General features: G+C 47.5%; 12 protein-coding genes and 1 other annotated feature. Of the genes, 7 read left to right on the top strand and 5 right to left on the bottom strand.

What is annotated here, in order from left to right; translation table 11 throughout:
- Positions 1-52 precede the first annotated feature (52 nt).
- From J2X75_RS28560 to J2X75_RS28530, 7 genes are all read left to right on the top strand, one after another.
- A complete protein-coding gene (locus tag J2X75_RS28560; RefSeq protein WP_310342800.1) occupies positions 53-1,840 on the top strand; it encodes a sensor histidine kinase in 1,788 nt (595 codons plus the stop codon).
- On the top strand, positions 1,815-3,368 hold the full coding sequence (locus J2X75_RS28555; RefSeq protein WP_310342798.1) for a response regulator: 1,554 nt from the start codon (positions 1,815-1,817) through the stop codon (positions 3,366-3,368). The genes J2X75_RS28560 and J2X75_RS28555 overlap by 26 nt, the downstream gene beginning before the upstream one ends.
- Before the next feature lie 221 nt (positions 3,369-3,589).
- The gene (locus J2X75_RS28550; RefSeq protein ID WP_249913786.1) at positions 3,590-4,873 is read left to right on the top strand and encodes an ABC transporter substrate-binding protein; all 1,284 of its coding nucleotides are present in this window, start codon (positions 3,590-3,592) and stop codon (positions 4,871-4,873) included.
- A 139-nt stretch (positions 4,874-5,012) separates the two neighbouring features.
- Entirely contained in the window at positions 5,013-5,915 is a 903-nt protein-coding gene (locus J2X75_RS28545; RefSeq protein WP_091039042.1) for a carbohydrate ABC transporter permease, read from the top strand.
- Between the two features lie 2 nt (positions 5,916-5,917).
- Positions 5,918-6,757, top strand: a complete 840-nt coding sequence (locus J2X75_RS28540) for a carbohydrate ABC transporter permease (protein ID WP_091039044.1) — start codon at positions 5,918-5,920, stop codon at positions 6,755-6,757.
- 97 nt (positions 6,758-6,854) lie between these two features.
- Complete coding sequence (locus J2X75_RS28535; protein ID WP_397384470.1) at positions 6,855-8,063, top strand: rhamnogalacturonan acetylesterase; 1,209 nt, start codon at positions 6,855-6,857, stop codon at positions 8,061-8,063.
- A 302-nt stretch (positions 8,064-8,365) separates the two neighbouring features.
- Positions 8,366-8,782, top strand: a complete 417-nt coding sequence (locus J2X75_RS28530) for a sensory rhodopsin transducer (protein ID WP_310342781.1) — start codon at positions 8,366-8,368, stop codon at positions 8,780-8,782.
- Positions 8,783-8,872: 90 nt separating this feature from the next.
- Here the strand turns inward: J2X75_RS28530 and J2X75_RS28525 are convergent, their stop codons facing one another.
- From J2X75_RS28525 to J2X75_RS28505, 5 genes are all read right to left on the bottom strand, one after another.
- On the bottom strand, positions 8,873-10,030 hold the full coding sequence (locus J2X75_RS28525) for a Ger(x)C family spore germination protein (RefSeq protein ID WP_310342776.1): 1,158 nt from the start codon (positions 10,028-10,030) through the stop codon (positions 8,873-8,875).
- Positions 10,027-11,496 carry a spore germination protein gene (locus J2X75_RS28520; RefSeq protein WP_310342773.1) on the bottom strand — a complete coding sequence of 490 codons (1,470 nt, stop codon included), beginning with the start codon at positions 11,494-11,496 and terminating at the stop codon, positions 10,027-10,029. The genes J2X75_RS28525 and J2X75_RS28520 overlap by 4 nt, the downstream gene beginning before the upstream one ends.
- Positions 11,477-12,583 (bottom strand): GerAB/ArcD/ProY family transporter, encoded by a 1,107-nt coding sequence (locus J2X75_RS28515; protein WP_310342770.1) that lies wholly within the window; start codon positions 12,581-12,583, stop codon positions 11,477-11,479. The genes J2X75_RS28520 and J2X75_RS28515 overlap by 20 nt, the downstream gene beginning before the upstream one ends.
- A gap of 127 nt (positions 12,584-12,710) precedes the next feature.
- Positions 12,711-13,706, bottom strand: a complete 996-nt coding sequence (trpS, locus tag J2X75_RS28510) for a tryptophan--tRNA ligase (RefSeq protein ID WP_310342767.1) — start codon at positions 13,704-13,706, stop codon at positions 12,711-12,713.
- 140 nt (positions 13,707-13,846) lie between these two features.
- Positions 13,847-14,160: a binding site (T-box leader), on the bottom strand.
- 27 nt (positions 14,161-14,187) lie between these two features.
- Entirely contained in the window at positions 14,188-15,123 is a 936-nt protein-coding gene (locus tag J2X75_RS28505) for a DMT family transporter (protein ID WP_310342764.1), read from the bottom strand.
- Positions 15,124-15,288: the final 165 nt, after the last annotated feature.

The raw sequence follows: 15,288 nt of genomic DNA, 5'->3' as shown, positions 1-15,288 counted from the left end.
CACTAACCTATAGCATGACAGGCACCCCTCGCAAGCCAAAGGAGCGCTTAGGATGAACAAAATTAAGAACGCTTTCACAACACTGCCGATTCATCACAAAACGATTCTTCTCATCGGAATTTTGATGTTAATCAGCTTTACGTTTTATGCGTCCGTACTCCGATATGTGTTCAGTATCTATGACCGTCAGATCTATGAGAAATCCTCGCAGGTCCTCAATATGTCTTCGGTAGGTATTGAGAATCAACTTCGTGAAATTTCTAATCTCTCCTTCAAGGTCATGTCGGACGAGCCGCTTCAGCAGTATCTGCTCCAACTGAAAAAGGTCGAAACGGGTTACGAGAAAAATGGATTACGTAAAAAAATTACCAACAGGTTAGTCGCCTATGCCGGTTCCGAAAAATACGTCTATTCCATGTTATTTATCGATAATGATAATAACGTTATGGCCGCAGGCAATCGGGAGGGAATTTCGGAGTCGAAGCAAAAGGAACTGGTTGCACTGGGACAGCAATACTCGGGATCCAATGCCTGGCATACCAGTGGGGATAAACAGTCCCGGCTCTTGTCGGTCCGACAGGTGAAATCCTTTATTGGCGGAGCATTTACATTGGAGGACCTCGGCACACTGATCATCCGCGTCCGGCTGGACCGAATTGTACAGGACCAGATGCAAGAACCGGCTGAGGACTCCCAATTACTGATTACTGATGGAAGAGAAGTGATCTATCCAACAGAATCAGCCGTCAGTGAAGCCGAGATTGAATCTGAACTGAAGCGCACCCAGCCCTATGGAATTGCCATGTTGGAGCAGGGGAGGCACTTTGTAGCTCGTGCTCATTCTTCCTATACGGATTGGACCTATTTGTACACAACCCCGTTTGACCAGATGTTTAAAAAGATCCAGTTTGTCAAACAGTTGGTCACGGTGATCTTCATTATGATTTTTCTGGCGGCGCTTATCATTGGAGCGAGATTCTCTCGCAGTATTACCCATCCAATTGCGCAGTTGATCAAAAAGATGCGTAATATCGAAAAAGGAGATCTGGATAAGTTGGAGGAGGCAGCACTTGGCAATGTTCCGATGTCTCCACAGAATGAGGTTGGACTGCTGCATCGCACATTCAAGATGATGCTTCAACGGATACGTGAATTAATTGATGAGAATTATGCCAAGCAACTGGTGATTCGTGAGACTGAGTTGAAAGCGCTTCAGGCGCAGATTAATCCACATTTTCTATACAACACGCTGGAATCGATTAACTGGCTGGCTAAAGTACAGAAGCAACGACAGATCTCGGAAATGGTTGAGGCTCTCGGATTTCTGCTGCGTAGCTCTGTGAATATGTCCGAGAAGTGGATCACGCTGGAAAGAGAGCTGGACATTGTCCGAAGTTACGTGACAATTCAGCGTACGCGTTTTGAGGAAAGATTGGATTTCGACATGGAAATTGCCCCAGAGGTAGGAACGGCGCGGATACCAAAGTTAACATTACAGCCTTTGGTGGAGAACGCCATACATTATGCACTCGAACCAAGCATTGACCCTTGCCGGATTCGTATTCGGGCGAGAGCAGATGGAGATAAGGTGATTATTGAAGTCGAGGACGACGGTCCGGGGATGACACCGGAATTCCTGGAACAACTACACGAAGGACGTATTCAGACAAGAGGACAGGGCATTGGGTTATCTAACATCCAGGAACGAATCAGACTGACCTTCGGTGATGAAGGTGGAATGGTGATGAGCAGCAAGCCCGGATCAGGAACTGTAGTATCGATCAGCATACCTTGGATCAGAGAGGACGATGACGATGTACAAAGTGATGCTCGTAGATGATGAACGTGTCATTCTGGAGGGGATTTCCCAAGTGGTCGATTGGGCCGCAGCAGGAACGGAATTGGTGGGTACGGCGAGGAACGGGATTGAAGCATTGGACAAAATTGGGCAGTCGAGACCCGATATTATTATTACGGATATTTCCATGCCAGGTCTTGATGGTCTCGGACTCATAGAGAAGGCATCTGAAGCATATCCGGGTGTACGTTTCATCATGTTATCCGGCTACAAGGAGTTCGAATATGCTCGCAGAGCGATGCAATACGGTGTGAAGCATTATTTGCTCAAACCCTGCAACGAGAATCAGATCCATGATGCATTAACTGAACTGTTGCAGGAACATCAGGATGCTCAGGTGAAGGAGCATGTTGCCGGTGAGATGAAACAGCGATTGCAGCGTGTCCTTCCACATGTGAAGGAGCAATTTCTGCTGGAGTTCATGACCAACCGAACCTATGGGCCGGTTGATCTGGAGTATTATCAGGAGCTGTTTGATCTGGAGCTTGAAGAGAACACAGTTCGGTTACTGCTGTTCCGAATTGTAGATGAACATGATTACAGTCATTTATTTGCGATCAAAAACATTGCCAGTGACCTGCTCCCACATGTCCTGTTAAGCACAACCATTGAAGGCAAACTCCTCATCCTGCTTGCGGATTCAGCTGATCAGGCCGGACTGAAGGAGAGCATTGAGGAGGTTCGGGCCGCGTTCACCAGACTATACAAATTAGAAGTGACCGCTGCGCTGAGTGAAGCAGATCGAATGATTCAGTCCAGGCGTTTGTTTCGTGAGGCATTGCAGTATCTGAACCATCGCTTTTTTATCGGTGAAGGCAAGCTGATTACGAAGAATGATCTGGTTCTAGCCGGAGAATGCGACGGCGTACATGTAGAACAGGATGCGGAGCAACTGTGTCAGTTGATCAAATCGGGCAATACCGAGGAAACAGCGGTAGAGGTGGATCGTCTGTTTGATCTATTATCGCGTCAGCAGCTGGAAATTGAAGTGACTCGCTCTTACGTAGTGCAGCTATATTCTGCGATGGTTCATGTCTGTCCGCCAGAGGAGGCAACGGAATTCACCCAGCGTATGGCAGAACTGCCGCATATCGATACGTTATCTGGTTTGAAGTCTTTTGTTGCAAGCAGTGCGGCCCGATTAACTTCCGGGTATTACAAAAACCATATCAGTCGTCAGTCTTCTGCCGTGGAGAAGATGATGGATATCGTGGATCGTCATTATGGAGAGGCGGATCTCTCTCTCAATGGAGTCGCCCATCAGATGTTGTATATGAATCCAGATTATTTGGGCAAAATTTTCAAAAAAGTCACAGGCGAGAATTTCTCCAATTACGTGAATCGTCTGCGCATTGAACGCGCATGTGACCATATTCGCAGAGGCGGGGATGTGAAAGTATTCGAGCTTGCTGAATTGTTCGGATTCGGCGGGAATTCACAATATTTCAGTCAGGTGTTCAAAAAGTGGACCGGTATGACACCTACGGAATTCCGCAGGATCGGCATATAACAATGGACTACCAATCATGTAATTCATGTCTGGGGAGGACGAACAGCGCCGAGAGGAGGCTGTTGTCCTCCTCTGTTTTTTGAACCAACAAGACGGTTTTGTGTATTCAACTCTGGTCGTACATTTGCGAAAATGACATTAACAAGTTTGTGAAAGCGTTATCAGAAATAAAAGGATAACTCGTTTCACATAACCATATCAACATAAAAGGGGAGATTGGCATGGTGAAAAAGGCAATATTCCTGATGATGGCTGCATTGCTCGTTTTTACAGCGGCGTGTAGTTCAGGTGGAGGTAGCGAACAGGGATCATCGGATGGATCGGTTACCCTGCGGATCGCTTGGTGGGGTTCGGATGCACGGCATGAATATACACAGAAGGTCATCGACCTGTACAAATCGAAAAACCCGAATGTCAAAATCGACGTGGAATATGCTTCATTTGATGACTACTGGAAAAAGCTCGCACCACAAGCAGCGGCAAATCAGTTGCCTGACATCGTTCAGATGGATATTTCCTACATCAGCCAATATGCACAGAATGGTCAGCTTGAGGATCTAGCGCCTTATCTGGGCAATCAGATCAAAGTGGACGATGTGTCCGAGAACGTTATTAGCACAGGTGTAATTAACGGTAAACAATACGGTGTACCTGCCGGTGTTAACGTTCTGGGCTTCCAATATGACCCTGCATTGCTTCAAAAAGCGGGAGCGGAAGCTATGCCTGAAAATATGACATGGGAATCATACGAAGCACTGGGTAAACAAGCCGCAGAGAAAGGCCTGTATTTGGATGGAGGGGTAGCTCCTGATATCTTCTTCCATTACTTCCTGCGTACCAAAGGACATTCGCTTTACAATGCAGAAGGAACTGGCCTTGGTTATGATGATGACCAATTGTTTGTGGAGTTCTTCGGACTTATGCGCCGCATGATCGAGCAAGGTGCAGCACCTACGCCGGATGTAGCCAACCAAACTAAAGGCATTATAGAGGAATCAGATCTCGTGAAGGAAAAAGGAATCGGCGTATGGCAATGGTCCAACCAGTTTGTAGCCTTGCAACAGGTAGCGAACCGTCCACTCGAAATCGCTCCAATGCCAGGACCAGATATGGAAAAAGGACTTTATATGCAACCAAGTATGTATTGGGGTGTAACGTCCAACTCCAAAGTGAAGGAAGAAGCGGCTAAATTCATTGATTTCTGGGTGAATGACGTGGAAGCCAATAAACTGATCAAAGGTGAGCGCGGTGTGCCAATTTCAGGAGCAATCAAAGAAGCTATCGCACCTGAGCTGAGTGACGCAACGAAACAAGTCTTTGAATTCGTAGCAGCCATGGAGCCAAAAGCTTCACCAATGAGTTCTCCGCCACCGGTTGGTTCACCTGAAGTAATCTCTGCTCTGGCAGATGTGGTTGAAGAGTTGAACTTTGGCAAAATTACACCTGAACAGGCAGCAGAAACATTCCGCAAGAACGCCGAATCTGTACTTGCGAACAATAAATAACAGTTGAATGATGGCTTGCTCGTCCCACTTCAGGGATGGTCGGGAATAAGGCTACTCGCGAATGCGAGGGCCTTTCCCCGTCCAGATGACCGAAGCAAGGATGAGGGAGCAAGCTGATCCATGAAGGAGGTTCGTTCCATTGAGGCAGTATTCGTCGTTACGTAGAAACTTAACTGGATATGCGTTTATAAGCCCGTTTATTATTGGATTCCTGGGCTTCACACTCATCCCCATGTTTGTGTCCTTATATATGTCGTTCACGAGTTATAACTTATTCACTTCTCCGCGGTGGATTGGGCTTGATAACTACACCAAAATGTTTTTTGATGACCCGAAATATTGGAACTCGGTCAAAGTGACGTTTCTGTATGTATTCATTGGGGTACCGTTAAGGTTGATCTTTGCCCTCTTCGTAGCGATGGTCCTAAACACTGGCTCTCGTATGATTGGAACGTACCGGACGCTGTATTACCTGCCATCCATTATCGGTGGTAGTGTGGCCGTATCCATTATGTGGCGTAACCTCTTCAGTAATGAGGGTGTTATCAACAGTGCTCTAACGGCAATCGGGATCGGGCCAATAAGCTGGTTTGGTGACCCGAATGCGTCCCTGGTTATGCTCATCTCACTGTCTGTGTGGCAGTTTGGTTCGTCCATGCTGATCTTCCTGGCTGGTCTCAAAAATATCCCTACTGAGATGTACGAGGCAGCAGGTGTGGATGGTGCGAATCCTATACGGAAATTTTTCAGCATCACCTTGCCACTGCTTAGCCCGATCGTCCTGTTCAATATGATTATGCAGACGATTGGAGCATTCATGACGTTTGTACCTGCCTATATTATCTCCAAAGGAGAAGGCGGTCCAATGGACGGTACGATGTTGTACTCCCTGTATCTGTTCCGTCAGGCGTTTATGTTTAACAACATGGGTTATGCTTCGGCCATGGCTTGGGTCATGCTCATCATGATTGGTATACTCACGGTAGCTGTGTTCCTGACATCCAAGTACTGGGTGTTCTACGAATCTGAAGGAGGGAAGTAACGATGGTTTGGAGAAATGTAAAATGGCCCGTTTATCACCTGTTCGTTGCAGCTCTTGCCCTCCTGATGCTCTATCCCGTCCTATGGATGCTATTCAGTTCATTCAAGGAAAGCCGTACGATTTTCGTCACAGCGGATACCCTGTTTCCTGCGGAGTGGATCTGGAGCAACTATGTGGATGGCTGGAAAGGCACAGCTGGAAGACCGTTTATGGATTACATCACCAACTCACTTGTAATCGTGGTTATTTCCACGATCGGTGCCGTAATATCGTCATCGCTGATCGCTTTTGGTTTTGCCAGACTTAACTTCAAGGGACGTACATTCTGGTTCTCCTTGATGATGTTAACACTGATGTTGCCACATGACGTGGTATTGGTTCCTCAGTACATCATTTTCACGAAGCTCGGCTGGCTGAATACTATCTTGCCAATCGTTGTACCTACATTCTTCGGAATGCCGTTTTTCATCTTCCTGATGGTACAGTTCATTCGAACGATTCCGAAGGAGTTGGATGAGGCTGCAACCATCGATGGATGTAACAAATTCAGACTGTATATCCAGATTATTATGCCGCTGATCAAGTCTTCTCTGGCGACTGCAGCCATCTTCTCCTTCTACTGGAGATGGGAGGATCTGCTCGGTCCGGTATTGTACCTGAACTCGCCTGATAAATACACCGTGTCGATGGCGCTGAAAATGTTCCTGGATAGTGAATCTGCTTCCAACTGGGGCGCAATGTTCGCGATGTCCATCGTCAGTCTGGTTCCGGTTGTAGCTGTGTTCTTCATCTTCCAAAAACAAATTGTTCAAGGGATGAGCACCAGCGGATTGAAAGGATAAGCCAGATTACTGTATCTTCGCCCGAATGAACGTTTACGAAAGTTAACCAAGGAGGTTATCGCTTTTGAATAAAGCTCAGGGTAGTCAGGCCGTTGCCATGGGGGCAGCGGCAGAGGGCCAGGCAGTTTCCGTGACCAGCTGGAAGTTTAACTTTGGACCGGACTCGGGAAGAGCAGATGAGACAGAGGATTATCTGAAAGTAACTGCAACAACCGCATATGAGGAACGGGGAGGATACGGATTCGAGGCAGGATCTCTGGTGTATGAGAAACAACGCATCGGAGATGACGATGTGCCGGATCCCACGAAACAACATCATAACAATTCGGGGCAGACAACCATGTCTGCCCGATTGCGTTCAGGCTTCTGTATTCCGCTCAAAGCATCGTTCATCGTGGATGTTCCCGACGGAACCTACCAAGTATTACTTGTTGCAGGTGATGAGTTGGCTGAGACAGTGACCCGCGTGAAAGCTGGTGAAGGCAGGCTTGTACTGCCAACCATTCGCACACTTCCCGGACAATGCGCAGAGGTTAGATTCTCGGTTGTTGTTCGCGGCGGCAGACTTCGTCTGTCATTCTCCGGTCCTGCACCGAGAATTAATGCTTTGGAGATTACTCTTGCGAATCAGACCATGACCGTATTTCTTGCCGGGGATTCAACCGTAACAGATCAGCCGGAAAGTGGATATCCGTATTGCGGTTGGGGCCAGTTATTGCCAGCACAGTTCAAACATGATGTGGCAGTAGATAATCACGCTCAGTCAGGGCGCAGTTCCCGCAGCTTTATTAATGAAGGCAGATTAAGCGCCATTCTGGAGCGAATCAAGCCTGAAGATTTTCTGTTTATTCAATTTGGACATAACGATGAGAAGCCGGACCCTGAACGTGGGACGGACCCATTCACAACATATAAGGAATATTTAAAAAAGTATATCGATGCTGCACGCGAAGCCAAGGCTCGTCCAGTGCTCATAACCCCGGTGCATCGTCGCTATTTTGCGGATGATGGCACATTGACCGATACCCACGGCGATTATATCATCGCCGTGAGTGAGTTGGCGGAAGAGGAAGATGTTCCGCTGATCGATCTGGCTGAGCGCAGCCGTCTTCTATTCGAGCAGGCAGGCGTAGAAGGCACCAAGGACGACTTTATGTGGGTGCTGCCAGGCGAGTATGTGAACTTCCCCTCAGGCGTGGAGGATAACACGCATTTTCAGGAACGAGGCGCCCGTCGCCTTGCCCAACAGGTGGCACAAGCCATCCGTGAGTTGCAATTGCAACCGCTGCAGATGTATCTGCGGTAGGTTCATGCCTTTAATAATTAAGCGAGTTAATTAAATAACGAGCCAGCAAAGTTGCCCAGCGAGTAGCGAAGGCAATAAACTTTTAAAAAAACAGGTGAGCGTAGCAGCGGAGGAGGGCGGAATCGGGTAGAGGGAGCGAAGCGTCCGCCTTTGGAGCGGGATTTCCCCTGCTGAGGGGAAAGGAATAGAAATCCCGAGCCAACAGCGGCCTACAGCCGATCCGTCCGCCGAAGCGACTGCCCCGCGAGCCCACCAGATTTTTAACCTATATTGCAATCGCAAAAAAAGGAGGATGTATTTCAATGACACCTGACCAGACAGAATCAGGCACATCTGCCCGTAAGAATGTTTCAGCAGCTACAGGTCACACCTACTGGGTCATTCCGGATGGTTACATTCCCCCGGAGAGCCGAGGTACACTTGAGAGTCATGAGAGTATCTGTGTACTGAACACTAGTAGCACGGATGCGGAGCTGCACATCACGATTTACTTTGAAGACAGAGAACCACTCGAAGGTGTGGTCGCTGAAGTGCCAGCGAGAAGGACAAAGCATATTCGCACTGCATCGCTTCGCTCCGGAGAGCAGTCAATTCCGCCGGGCGTACCTTATGCGATTACGGTTTCGAGCAACATCCCCGTCATCATCCAGTACAGCCGTTTGGATACGACTCAGCCTGAATTGGCTTTGATGAGTGTTATGGCGTATCCGCTGACGTGATACGAAATGCAAGATAACCAGCAAGAGGTAGAAGAGAAAATGGCCAGTAACCTTGCATTCACACTGCAGGTGACTGGCCCTCTTTGTGTATTACTCAGTGTATTTGTACGTGCTGGCATTAAGGATTTTTACACGAACCTCCACTTTGCCAAGTTTGAATCGTTTGATGGGATCAGCCCGTTGCTGAACCTGTTCTTTCCACACTGCAAGGTCATGACGATACAGATGTTCAGCTAGGCCATAGGAATCAATTTTCCGTGATTTGTTTTTTTCGAATGTTGTCCGAATTTCGGATTCGATCTGTTTCTCGGCTGATTTCTCCATTGTGCGAGGAGATTGGTGGGAGCCGTTATCCTCGACAATGACACCTTTTACCGAAGTGATCAGGTCGAAAATGACCCCATTTCCTTCTTTCCTTGATGAAATTTTCGTATGCGGGTTATGGAGGCGAAGTGTGAGATCAGGAGTTTGGCCCCCGTTCTTATAAACGTACAGTGGGTACTGGTAGACACGATTATAATTTACGAATCGAGTACCATCTGCGTCCTCCCCTGCCACTTTCCCTTCACTTCTGCCATTTGAAATGACAAAAAATCCATCCGTTTTAACCAAGGGGGGAGCTTCATCTCCATTGAACCAGGTTTGGTTCTTGTTGGTGATCGAGGGTAATAGGATAACCGAAGCAGGCTCACGAATACCGTCAAGAAGCTGATGAAGACGGATGGGTTCGAAGGCAGAATGCTGCTTGTACAGCTTAATCGGTTCAAATAGCTCAATGGTCTGGGTAGATTGGTTCAGCAGGGCAGAGGGGGCAAGCACATCGGGTATGCTTTGTTCCGTGCCGTAGATCCATGGTGTATATCTCAGCTGACCCGAATGCAGCAGTGTGTTAAAAATATCCCCCAGCCGCCCGCTCAGGGCATTTTTCGATATAACAATCGCCTTTACATGGGTCCACAGTGTTTGTTGCTGTGAAGTTTGATAGAGGTCATTAATAGCCATACTTAAGGTTTTGCCTTCGCCTCGCCCAATCCAGATATCGCTTTCTTCCCGCGAAGTCGGACCTTCTTGCTTGGCGATACTGGAGAAATCGATTAGTTGGGCGTAAGCAATATACTTGTCATCCTTATAATCTATCCCTATTCCCGTAATAAAGTTAATGCTCTGGACCTCTTTGGAATCCCAGCACCCCGTCAGCATGATCAGACTGCTCATAAGCAAGCACACCAATTGAATCCATCTGCTCACGGACGTTTCCTCCGACGGGTAGAATCCTGAGTATGGAGTGCGGCCGGACGCTTGGTTCTCTTCATGGAAGGGTACATGGATACGGCTTGGGTGAAGTCGCCGGGAATATAGGGAGAGACGGGGGACAGATAGGAGACGCCATAACACTCCAAGGATACAAGGTGTACCAACAGGGCAAATAGTCCAAGCATGAAACCGAATAATCCAAGGAGGGAAGAAACAATAAGCATCCCGATTCGCACATGAGCAGTAGCCCCACTGAGTACCGTATTGACTAGAATATAGCTGGAGATAACTGAAATCGCTACCGTTACAATGATGGTAGGAGAAGTAATCCCGGCACGAATAGCTGCATCTCCAATAATGAGTCCGCCTACCACACTGACAGTTTGGCCCAAAGCACGAGGAAGTCTGCGGCCAGCTTCATTGAATAACTCGAACATAAAAATCATTAAAAAGGCTTCCAGTGTTACAGGCATGGGCAGCCCCATACGAGTACCAGCAATCGTTGCCAGAAGCGGGAGAGGGATCTGCTCCACATTAAAACTGGTGAGGCCGATATAGAATCCAGGAAAAAAGCAAGCAATCAGCAAACCGGAAATCCGCAGGATGCGTTCAAAAGTCACAATGAAGAAAGGAGTGTTCTCATCTTCCGGTGATTTCAATTGATTGAATAGTGTAGTTGGAGCGATGATCGCAACAGGTGAACCTTCAATCAGAACAGCAAAACGCCCATTTAAGAGCGAGTCCACGACATAGTCAGGTCGCTCTGTATTATCAGTGAGAGGAAAGATACTGCGAATGCCTCCCATAACTGCTCCTTCCATAACAGAAGTCCCAATAATACCATCAACTTCAATTTTATCTATATTTTCACGTGCTTCTTTTAGGATCTCCGGATTTATAATGTCTTTTACATACAATAGGCCAATAGAGGTTTGAGTTCGCCCACCTTTAACATATTTTTCATAGCACATGGAAGAGGTTTTCATCCGTTTACGAATGAGTGCGATATTTACACTCAGCTCTTCGGTAAATCCATCACGAGGCCCCTTAATGGAAGACTCAATGGCTGATTCTTCAGGGTTGCGTCCAGGAATGCTCGCAATATCCAAACTGCAGGATTGATCGCCGTTGCCGAAGATCAACAGCAGTTGTCCACTAAAAAGCAATAGATTTAATTGATCCGTATCTTGAAGGTCTTCTATTGGATTTAATGTTAAGCCCAGTTCTTTCGGATACACATCTTCTTCAAGCAGGGAATGTTCCTCGAGCCGGGGAATGATAAACTGATTGATTTGTTTGGCATCCGTCAGACCATCGCAATATAGCATAATGATCGGCATATCAGCTTCATCTTTTGCTGGAAAAGTTTGAATGACAACATCCGCGCAGGGGTTGAATTGCTCTTTCAAAGAGGCAAGCAGTGTTTCATGGGACGTGTTGTCAATCGTTGGGTACTCCATGATGTTTCCTCCTCTGATGGCGTGAGCTGATGAGTGCAACCGTTGTTGCGATTATAGCAAGTCCGCTAAGATAGATGAGATTGAACGGGAATATGTAATCGACAAGCAGCTTTTCGAATGTGATATCGTCTAGACGGTACAGCATGGAGAGTATAAATAGAACGGCTAAAGAGACACAACTGATCCTCCTTTTAGAGGTGCTCTTAATATCCCAAATTTCCACCACAATATACATGGCAAGACTAATCCGGGTAAACGAGCCGGCGAGCCATTGGTAGATGGAAAAGAAGTCAGTTTGCGCGATGTATTTGCCCAAGGAGGCTATCCGCCACTCTTCAAAAGCGGGATAACGCATTTTGGCAGCCTCAAAAGGATTAAATTCCACGATAGCACCAATGAGTGGCCCCAGTGTCAGACCTGCAATGACGAGTGCGAGCATCACGTATTGCCATGGACGAATCCTTTTGGAGAGATGAGGTTGTATGTACCACAAGAGCAGCAGCTCGAACATGCCTGCAAGGCTGTAAACCATGCCATGAAGCACGGGAGGCCAGCCATGTTCAAGTACAGGAAGCAGACGACTGTAATCCTTGTATTGGGTATTGACGATCGCAACATAGAAGCCAAGCAGTACAACGAGAGGGAGGACCAGTCCTGCTGTAAAAGCCAGCGAACGAATACCTTTATAGGCTGCATAGGCACAGAGCGACATGAGCGCAATGCTTGTAAAAAATACGGGTGTCTCCGTCAGGTAACTGGTTTTGGCCCATGTGGTCGTGTCATGCAGGGTGAAGTAAATCACGGACAAGAAAAAGAGGCTGTTCCCAATCCGGAAAAGAAAGCCGAGGGGCTTGCCCAGATGTGAAGTCAGCCATTCATGCAGGGTTTGATGCTGGAGAAAACGAGATACATAGGCAAGCATTAGGGAAAATACAAGGTAGGGACCTACGGATAGCAGGACCGAGATCCATGAATCCCTTTTGGCTGCACTCAATAGGGCGGGAATGATCAGCACGTGGCTAATCAGGCCGACGGATAACATAATTAACATCATGGCTTGCAAAAAAGAAGGTTGTCTAGGTTTCATGCTGAGGAGGCCCCTTTTCGCGATAGACTGTCCTCAGCAGTGTTAACGTGATTTGTGCGCTTCATACAGGCAAGCCTGCAGATCATGTGGTGCGTCCCATCCTGTAATTCGGACTCCATCTCTGTGTTTAGAGATCAAAATAACGAATACCCATGGCTTCTCGCACTTCAAGCATCGTTTCCCGCGCGACTTTGCGAGCCTGGCGGGTACCTTCGACAAGAATCTCTTTCACCTCGTCTACTCGCTGTTCATATTGATTTCGCCGTTCACGAAAAGGAGTAAGCAGATCGTTAATCGCACTGCCTGCGATCTGTTTGCAGTCTTTACATCCGATCGAACCCTGACTGCAACTGGCATGTATTTCGTCTACATTCTCCTTGCGGAAAAGCTGATGATAGGCAAAAACAGGGCAGATATCCGGGTGTCCTGGATCAGAACGATGGATGCGGGCAGGATCAGTCTTGGCCTTGATCAATTTGGCTTTTACATCTTCAGGACTTGCATTTAATGAGATCGCATTCCCCATGCTTTTGCTCATCTTACCAACGCCATCCAGTCCTCCAAGCCGCTCTCCGGTCAAAATGCGGGGTTCGGGGAGAATGGGAGCGTATAACTCGTTGAACCGGCGAACCAATTTTCGTGCTGTCTCAATGTGAGGAATCTGATCTTCCCCTGCCGGAACAAGGGTGGCTTTACAGAATGCAATATCAGCAGCCTGACTGACCGGATATCCAAGAAATCCGTAGTACAGGTCGGTATATCCGCGATCACGTGCTTCGCTCTTGATGGTCGGATTATGCCGGAGTGTATTGACGGTAACAAACATGGAGAAGATCACAGTCAATTCCGCAATTTCCGGAATCATGGATTGAATGAACAGGGTAGCTTTGTTCGGATCAATGCCTACGGCGAGGTAATCAAGCGTGACTTGATGAACACTATCTGCAATCAGGCCAGGTTGATCATAGTGGGTGGTGAGTGCCTGAACATCTGCCAGTAAAATATAGGTTTTGTACTCTTCCTGCAATTGTACCCGACTGCGCAGGCTGCCTACGTAATGGCCGAGATGAAGTTGTCCGGTAGTCCGATCTCCTGTCAAAATAATATCCTTGTTTTTGTTCATGGTTTATTCTCCTTTGGTTTTGTGATTTTTCAACATTGAGCTGTCGCCACCAGCCGTCTTCCACGACCATCACCTCCTTTCAGCCTGCAAAAAAATCAAAAAAGCTTCGTCTTTTATCCCATTCCCCGGTTGGGAACAGAATAAAGGACGAAGCTTGTGCCTCGCGGTGCCACCTTCATTGGCCACTCTGTTGCGGCCCACTTGAGGGATACGGATGAGGTATCTACCAGGAGCTCTTTTATGAGCTTCCATGCCTATCGATATCCTGTCCATGGATAACGGCTGGACATGCCGCCTCGCCTACTGAAAGTGTGTATTCCTAGGAAAGGATACAGACTTTGTTCAACTTGGAACTCCGAAGCCCATTTCCACATATCCGATGCACCGACTCCCACCAGCCGCCGGCTCTCTGTAGCATCCTGACATATGTACTTCTCTTCATCATCGCGGATAACAAATGTTTACAATTTCCAGAATTATATCACGCTTTGATTCCACTGACCAGCCTATGTTTGCGACCGCTCATATTGGTGCCAAGCACACCAGCGATAATCAACAATGCACCAATATAGTGGTAGCTACCCACTGGTTCATGCAGTATCCATGCACCTCCTACGATGGAGATGAGTGTGGACAGGTTGCTGAATACACTCATTTGGGAAGCCTCCAGATGAGTCAGGGCATAACTCGCGAGCAGGGTGGAGATCATGGTGGAGAGGATCGCCAGATAAGCAAGGGCACCCAGATAGGATGTATCTCCAAGTGGTTTGATGTAGTCCATCATGGAACCGCTGGAAGCGTGTCGGATCAGTGAAGCGGCGTTAAACACAATACAACCAACCATCAGCGTGACCCATGTTAATTCCATGGGTTTATACTTCTGGGTTAATGGTCTCGCAAGTACACCATAACCTGCAAAACAGACCGTGGATAACAGCAATAATGCAATGCCCTTCAGGTTACCCACTGACACGCCATTTCCTTGCATCATGAAAATAAAAACGACTCCAGCGACAGACAGAAGCAGGAACAGCTTTTGTGTGGTGGATGTGCGCTCCTTCAGGAAAACTGAAGCGAGAACGAGTGTGAATACAGGGGCCATAGCCTGAATAATACCGGCTTCCGATGAGTTGGAAGATACGAGTCCAAAGGCTTGAAAGGCAAAAAATAAGACGGGAGATAACAGCCCCAGTGGAATGATTCTCCACAGATCACGAAGGCTAAGTCGGATTTTGATCCAACCAAAAATGACAGGAATGCTGACAACGATCAGCGACAGGGCGAATCGGTGGGCAAGCACATCAATGGGATGTGCAACAGTGACAGTCATTTTAACAAATAGAAAAGATAAACCGATAATAGCCGCGTACAATACAGCTGCGATATAAGCGTACCCCCGAGTGTGTGTTGTGTTCATAAAAGCTCCTCCAATACAGTAGTCATAGTGCTTTATCTTTCATTATCCTGAAATATGTCAGGTTCGAGGCACGTGCTGGCCTTATTCAATATACTGCCAGGTGCATCGTGCTACAATAGATAAAAGCATGAACTGTAGCGGTACAATTGTGGGAGAGGGGTGGGT

The organism is Paenibacillus sp. 2003, assembly GCF_031455635.1.
Classification (GTDB): Bacteria; Bacillota; Bacilli; order Paenibacillales; family Paenibacillaceae; genus Paenibacillus; species Paenibacillus amylolyticus_B.
Note: the sequence above shows the minus strand (reverse complement) of the source record. Positions and strands in the feature narration are given on the sequence as shown.